Below are 6,045 nucleotides of genomic sequence, written 5' to 3'. Positions count from 1 at the left end.
TGAGGCGCTTCCGCTGGATTTCGCGCCAGCTCGCGTTCTTCCCGTTCGATTACTCGAAGAAATACATGGCAGGGGTTTACGAAATAGGAGGGAACAGGGTCGCAATAGTGAAGGGCGCGCCTGAAAGCGTGCTGGGGATGTGCTCGAATTTCGAGGGCGCGGGGAAGATGGATGCGAACGCGAAGAGGAGGGTGCTCGAGGCGCTGGAGAAATTCGGAACGGATGGGATGCGCGTGATTGCGATTGCCTGGGGAAAGCCAGAGGGGGATGAAGTTCCTGAGAAGGGGCTCACATTCATCGGGCTGCTTGCGCTCCACGATCCGGTGCGGAGGGAGGTGAAACAAACGATTGCGATGTGCAGGCAGGCCGGGATAAGCGTCATCATGATTACAGGGGACAACATCGCGACTGCGAGGAAGATAGGGCACGAGATAGGGCTGGACAATGGAAAGCGCATAGTGGTGTGGGGCGAGCTCGAGGACATGGATGATTCGGGATTGGACATGGCGCTTTCGGAGATAAGCGTGGTGGCGCGCGCTACTCCTGCGTCCAAGCTGAGGATAGTGGAGCGGCTCGTGAAGCAGAATGAGATTGTGGCTGTGACCGGGGACGGGGTGAACGACGCGCCTGCGCTGAAGAAGGCGCACGTGGGGGTGGTGATGGGGCTTACCGGAACCGCGGTGAGCAAGGAGGTCGCGGACCTTGTGCTCACGGACGACAATTTCGCCACCCTGGAAAAGGCGATAGAGTACGGGCGCGGGATAACCGAGAACATAGGCCGCTTCCTCAGGTTCCAGATTACCACGAACCTCGCGCTCGTGATGCTTTCCATACCTTATGTAATTGGGATGAGGATGCTCGAGCCTGTGCAGATTCTATGGATAAACCTCATAATAGACGGGCCTCCTGCGTTAACCCTGGGGCTGGAAAGGCCGGGAAAAGAGGTGATGAAGACCGGGCCCAGGAGGAACACCGGATTCATAGACGCGGGATTTGCCATAGAGGCAGTGAACATGGCCGCGTACATGGCGCTCATAAGCGGAATAATATACTTTTACTACAACTCCGTGGAGCCTGTGAAAGCAATTACGATGGTGTTCTGCTCGTTCTCGCTGATGCAGGTCGCGAACGCGCTCAATTCCAGGTCCAGGACAGAACATTTCCATTCCAGGCTGCTTGAGAACAGATGGCTCATCCTTGCCCTGCTCGGCGTGGTTGCGGCGCAGCTGGCTGTGGTGGCGCTGGCGCCCCTCGAGGGGCTCTTCAACACGGTCAGGCTGGCGAACGAGGACATAATAGTCGCGTTCTCCGCCGCGCTCTCCGTGCTTGTTGTAGGGGAGGTCAGGAAAGCTTTCGCGAAGAAGTGAGGGCATGATCGCAGGGCTGAAACTGGATGTGGGTGAAGAGGTTTACGAGCCTGCGGAGGACAGCTTCCTTCTCGCAAGGCACGCTGAACTCCTGAGGGGCAGGATACTCGACATGGGGTGCGGATGCGGAATACAGGCGCTAGCATGCGCGAAAGCGTGCGCTGAAAACCTCGTTGTTGGGGTGGACATAAACCCGCGTGCCGTGGAAAACTCCAGGGCGAACGCTGAAAAAAATGGAGCCGGGAACGCGGAATTCCTGGTGAGCGACCTTTTTTCCAACGTGAAGGGAAAGTTCGACGCGATTGTTTTCAACCCGCCGTACCTTCCCACTGCCCGAAGCGAAAGGCTGGAAGGAAATGCGAATGCTGCATTCGACGGCGGGAAGGATGGGAGGAAGGTTACGGACCGATTCATCCGTGAATTTCCAAAATACCTGAAACCCGGCGGGAAAGTGCTGCTCGTGGAAAGCAGCCTTGCAGGGATAGAAAAAACGCTCGGGAAGCTCAGGAACGCCGGATTCGATGCAAAGGTCGTGGATGAGGAGAGGTTCTTCTTTGAAAAAATAGTTGTAATCGAGGCCGGAGCGCCTGCAGGAGGAAGCAGAAGGAAATGGCGGAAGCAAATCTAGCCTATAAGACTATGTAGACGCTGCCCTTCTTCCCAACGGTTATCGCGGTCTCCTTGGAGAATTCGAATGTCTTGACCTGGCCTTTAACCACTTTGATTCTCATTTCCGGGCGCACCTCGCTTCCGCGGCCCTCGAACAGGTAGATTATGCCCTCGCTCCCGTCTGAATCGTTCGCAGTGATGCGCGTGTAGCTGTCCTTCTTGGTCTTGGTGCGCATGTACTCCCCGGCTTCAGCGCTTTTGACGGTGAGCAGGTCGGTGTTAACGCTCCGCATCCCGTTCCTGAGCTCGGTGAGGTGGGTGATGTTCTCGGCCTTGAACCTCTGCTTGGCCATCTTGAACGCGAAATCCACCTCTTCGCCGAGCCGCTTCATGAGCTTCTGGCTCTGTTCGAACATCACCTGCTCGTCTCCGTCGGAAGCCATCATCACGTCATATGCCCTGCGGAATATGGACTTGTCGGCGTCGCCTTCCGCGCCGCTGGAAATCTCCTTCCTTATTTCCTCTTCCTCGTCCACTATGGAGGCGAGGTCTTTGGAGATTTTTGAGGCGTCCGCGCCGGTTCCGAGCTGCTCGAGCACTTCTACCGCGTCCTCGGCCATGGGCGGCTCCGAAGCTGATTCCTGTATGGTCTGCACATCCGCAATCTTCTCCTCGCGGCCGTGCCTGCCTACAGACGCCACTTCGTCCAGCCCCATGGAAAGGATGTCTGCGTAGGAGGTGAGCATCTTCTGCATCGCCTTCTCGCGTTTTCCTGCATCGGTCGGGTTCGGGCTGCTCCTGGAGCCCACGGCCTTGAGGTATATCTTCTCTATCGTGGACATCATCTTGTCCTTCACCATGGCGGCCTTGTTCTTGCCGAGCTTCTTCTCGAATATCTGCTCTATGGGGGAGAGGAGCTGCTTCTTCCTGAGGTCCTCCTCGGGCGTAGGAAGCGCGGGCTGCTGTGCCTCCTCCTTCTCGTTCGCGTGCGCGAACAGGTCCGCGAAGGAAATCGCGTTCTTGTCCCCGCTGGACTTCTTCTTGGAAAGTATTTCCTGCACCGTGGACTTCACGGTTTCGTCCTTGTCGTAGGAAAGCTCTATCAGGGCGAACAGCGCGGCCGGCTCTCCGCTGTCCGCGAGCTGCAATGCCGCCCCCCGCCTGATTTCGGGCTTCTCGTCGAACGTCAGCGAAACCAGCCTGTGGAGTTCCTTCTCCTTTTCCTTTTTGTCCATGCAATCATCGGCGCGTTTTTTGCGATAGGTTATAGCCAGCGGGTATTTAAAATTGATTCGGGGCGCTCGGTGAAGCTGCGCCCCTGCACGGCTGCTCCTGAGCCGAAATAGGCAGCAGGAGGGTGCGGATTAGCCCGCATCTTCAAGGATGAGCCTGAAGAGGTTGAGCAGGGCTCTTGCTTCCTGCTCGTTTATCGCGGCGCGGGAAACCACGCGCCTGAATGCCACGGGCGCGAGGTTGTTCTTCCTCCTGTATTTGGATGAGATTCCGGAAAATATTTCCAGGAGCGCCCTGAGTTCGCTTTTCCGCGCAGGAAGCTCGGCCTGGGAGCCGCTGAACCTGGAAATGGAATAGAGGATTATCGCAACCGCGTGCGAGAGGTTCAGCACCGGATACGCGGGCGAGCACTCTATATGGGTGAGAAGGTCGCACTCGTTCAGCTCGCGCTCGTTCAGGCCTATGCCCTCCCTGCCGAAAACCAATGCGATTTTTTTGCTCTTGCACCTGTGGAGGCGCCCGAGGAAATCCCTGAGGCCGATTACGCTGCGGATGGTGCCCTTGTTGCGCAGTTTTATCCCAGTTGTTCCAGCTATCAGGCCGCAGCCGGCCACTGCGTCCTTCAGCGTCCGGACCGTCTTCGCGCTTTCGAGCACGTCCTTGGAATGCTTCGCGCCCTTGTAGGCATCTGTTCCGAGCTGGCATTTCGGGTTCACGAGGAAAAGCTCGGACTGCCCGAAGTTCTTCATCGCACGGCAAACCGAGCCGACGTTGAACGCGTACTCGGGCTCTACAAGCACGATGCGGAGTTCCATTATAAGGGCGTGTTCTGCATGTTTTTAAAACATTCCTATACAAAAATGCCTTAACGAGTTTTCCTTTGTTTACGTGATTGAATGAGCGAACAGGTTGCAGACCAGAAAGGCGCTTCGGACCAGAAGAGCGAAGCCGACGAGCACATAAGGCAGCTCGAGAAGAGGAAGGCTGAGCTGCTGGAGAAGATTTCCAAGCTCAACGCGAGAAAGCGGTACAAGGAGTACGAGCAGAAGGCTTTGGAGCCGTTCCTGGAGCAGACCAAGGATGTGAGGATAGGGGCCTTGAGGAAGGAGCTCAGGCAGCTCGAATTCAGGATTTCCACCCAGGCTTATACCCCCAAGTTGGAGAAGGATTTAGTGAAGCAGGTGAAAAAAGTCGAAGCTGAGCTGGCGAAGGTTTCTGAAGTGGAAAAGGCGAGGAGGAAGAAGAGGCTCGTGGACGGGGACGTGGAGCAGGTGGGAAGGGAGATAGCTGCGATAGAGCCTGAACTGAAGAAAATCAGGGACGAGCTTAACGATTATTACGAGAGCATGCGCGAAATGAGGAAGCAGGCGAGCAAGGGAATAAAGACGGACCACATGGTCTCGCTTGAGGAAATCGCGGTTTTTGAGAAAGAAGATTAGAACGATTGCATTTTCTTTTCGTTGTCAGCTTCAGCTCTCATTTCTTTGGCTATCTCTAACTGGCGGGCGGCATTCTGAACGCCGTCATCCCCACCTAATTTGGTAAAACAATCCGCAAGCAATTCCCTTGTAGCGGCCACGTGTTCAAGCATGGGCGCGCGTGGTTTGCCTTCAGACCCGAGCCTTTCTATGATTGATTTGCCCAACCTTATTGCTTCAGCGAATGAATAAACCGCAAGCGCCCACTCAGAGCTGATGCCATGCTCGTCAATGCTACCATATTTGTCTCGCTGCCTAGGAACCGCGCGGGGGTTTATTTTGAGCCGTAGCTTCCACGCCTTTTGCCTGGCGTCTGCGGCCAGCATGTAGTTTACCCCGGCCGTTTTCATAGCCTTGAGATTGCCTAAAGTGTTGTCCACTGCGAGCGCTTTTTTGTCATAAGCTTCGGCCGCATCCAGGAATCGTTTCTCTTTCTTATGCAGTTTAGCATATCTCCATGCAATTCCGCAAAAGCGGGCAGATTCGTGCAACGGATGGGCCAGGAATACGCTTGTGGCTTTTACAATCGGGCTTTGTGCGGCGGTTTTTAGGTTGCAAATCCTGAGTTTCATGTTATAGTATGCGGTTCGAAATGAATAAAAAGATGTGCTTTTACGTGTTAGTTCAGTTTAAGGGCGTGGCTTTTATATTGGTTTTTAGCAATATTTAATTGCTGAATTAGAGGGTTGTTTATGGATTTGGGAAAAAAGCTGCGGGATGCGCTTGCGAAGATTGCGAATCTGCCAGTAGTGGACGAAGCGGCAGTCAAGGGGCTGATAAAGGAGCTTCAGCGCATACTCATCTCAAGCGACGTGAATGTGAAGCTTGTTTTCGAGCTTTCCAAAAAAATAGAGAACAGGGCGCTGCACGCAGAGAAGATGGAGGCGCTCACGCTCAGGGAGCACGTGCTCAAGGTCGTTTACTCGGAGCTTGTGGACTTCATGGGCGAGGGTTACCAGCCCAGGATGGACAGGCATAGGGTGCTGCTTTTGGGGCTTTACGGGAGCGGAAAAACCACGTCCGCAGCGAAAATGGCGTATTTTTACAAAACCAGGGGGCTTTCAGTCGCGCTTGTGGGTGCTGACGTGGAGAGGCCGGCCGCGCAGGAGCAGCTCAGGCAGCTTGCCGAGAAAATCGGCGTGAGGTATTACACCGCTTTGGGAGAGAAAGACGCTGCCAAAGTGGTCGGAAAGGCTCTCTCGGAAACGAAGGAAGATATTGTAATTGTGGATTCTGCGGGAAGAAGCGCTTTCGACGTGGAATTGGCTGATGAGCTAAGAGGGATAAATGAGGCGCTCAGGCCTGACGAGACTTACCTGGTGATGAATGCGGATATAGGGCAGGTGGCCGGGAAGCAG

7 protein-coding genes are annotated in these 6,045 nt (G+C 55.0%); 4 read left to right on the top strand and 3 right to left on the bottom strand.

Annotation, left to right across the window (positions count from 1 at the left end; genetic code table 11):
• Window positions 1-1,367 (top strand): HAD-IC family P-type ATPase (locus WC488_04195; protein MFA5077600.1); only part of this gene is annotated, 1,367 nt, incomplete at its 5' end.
• A gap of 4 nt (window positions 1,368-1,371) precedes the next feature.
• Complete coding sequence (locus WC488_04190; protein MFA5077599.1) at window positions 1,372-1,995, top strand: HemK2/MTQ2 family protein methyltransferase; 624 nt, start codon at window positions 1,372-1,374, stop codon at window positions 1,993-1,995.
• Window position 1,996: 1 nt separating this feature from the next.
• On the opposite strand, the gene WC488_04185 is transcribed toward WC488_04190, so the two are convergent.
• Both WC488_04185 and WC488_04180 read right to left on the bottom strand, forming a co-directional pair.
• On the bottom strand, window positions 1,997-3,211 hold the full coding sequence (locus WC488_04185) for a hypothetical protein (protein ID MFA5077598.1): 1,215 nt from the start codon (window positions 3,209-3,211) through the stop codon (window positions 1,997-1,999).
• Between the two features lie 129 nt (window positions 3,212-3,340).
• Complete coding sequence (locus WC488_04180; GenBank protein ID MFA5077597.1) at window positions 3,341-4,024, bottom strand: TrmJ/YjtD family RNA methyltransferase; 684 nt, start codon at window positions 4,022-4,024, stop codon at window positions 3,341-3,343.
• A gap of 81 nt (window positions 4,025-4,105) precedes the next feature.
• Between WC488_04180 and WC488_04175 the strand changes: the two genes are divergently transcribed.
• Window positions 4,106-4,648 (top strand): hypothetical protein, encoded by a 543-nt coding sequence (locus WC488_04175; protein ID MFA5077596.1) that lies wholly within the window; start codon window positions 4,106-4,108, stop codon window positions 4,646-4,648.
• On the opposite strand, the gene WC488_04170 is transcribed toward WC488_04175, so the two are convergent.
• Window positions 4,645-5,259, bottom strand: a complete 615-nt coding sequence (locus WC488_04170) for a hypothetical protein (protein MFA5077595.1) — start codon at window positions 5,257-5,259, stop codon at window positions 4,645-4,647. The two genes, WC488_04175 and WC488_04170, sit on opposite strands and share 4 nt — an antisense overlap.
• Before the next feature lie 120 nt (window positions 5,260-5,379).
• Between WC488_04170 and WC488_04165 the strand changes: the two genes are divergently transcribed.
• A partial coding sequence (locus tag WC488_04165; protein ID MFA5077594.1) for a signal recognition particle receptor subunit alpha occupies window positions 5,380-6,045 on the top strand: 666 nt, incomplete at its 3' end.

Source organism: Candidatus Micrarchaeia archaeon, assembly GCA_041650355.1.
Taxonomy (GTDB): Archaea; Micrarchaeota; Micrarchaeia; order Anstonellales; family Bilamarchaeaceae; genus JAHJBR01.
This window is presented reverse-complemented; position numbering and strand designations above follow the sequence as displayed.

Excerpts from the sequence above, each read along its gene's own strand:
- WC488_04175 (MFA5077596.1), top strand. The coding sequence starts at position 4,106 with ATGAGCGAACAGGTTGCAGACCAGAAAGGCGCTTCGGACCAGAAGAGC.
- WC488_04170 (MFA5077595.1), bottom strand. The coding sequence starts at position 5,259 with ATGAAACTCAGGATTTGCAACCTAAAAACCGCCGCACAAAGCCCGATT.
- WC488_04185 (MFA5077598.1), bottom strand. The coding sequence starts at position 3,211 with ATGGACAAAAAGGAAAAGGAGAAGGAACTCCACAGGCTGGTTTCGCTG.
- WC488_04190 (MFA5077599.1), top strand. The coding sequence starts at position 1,372 with ATGATCGCAGGGCTGAAACTGGATGTGGGTGAAGAGGTTTACGAGCCT.
- WC488_04180 (MFA5077597.1), bottom strand. The coding sequence starts at position 4,024 with ATGGAACTCCGCATCGTGCTTGTAGAGCCCGAGTACGCGTTCAACGTC.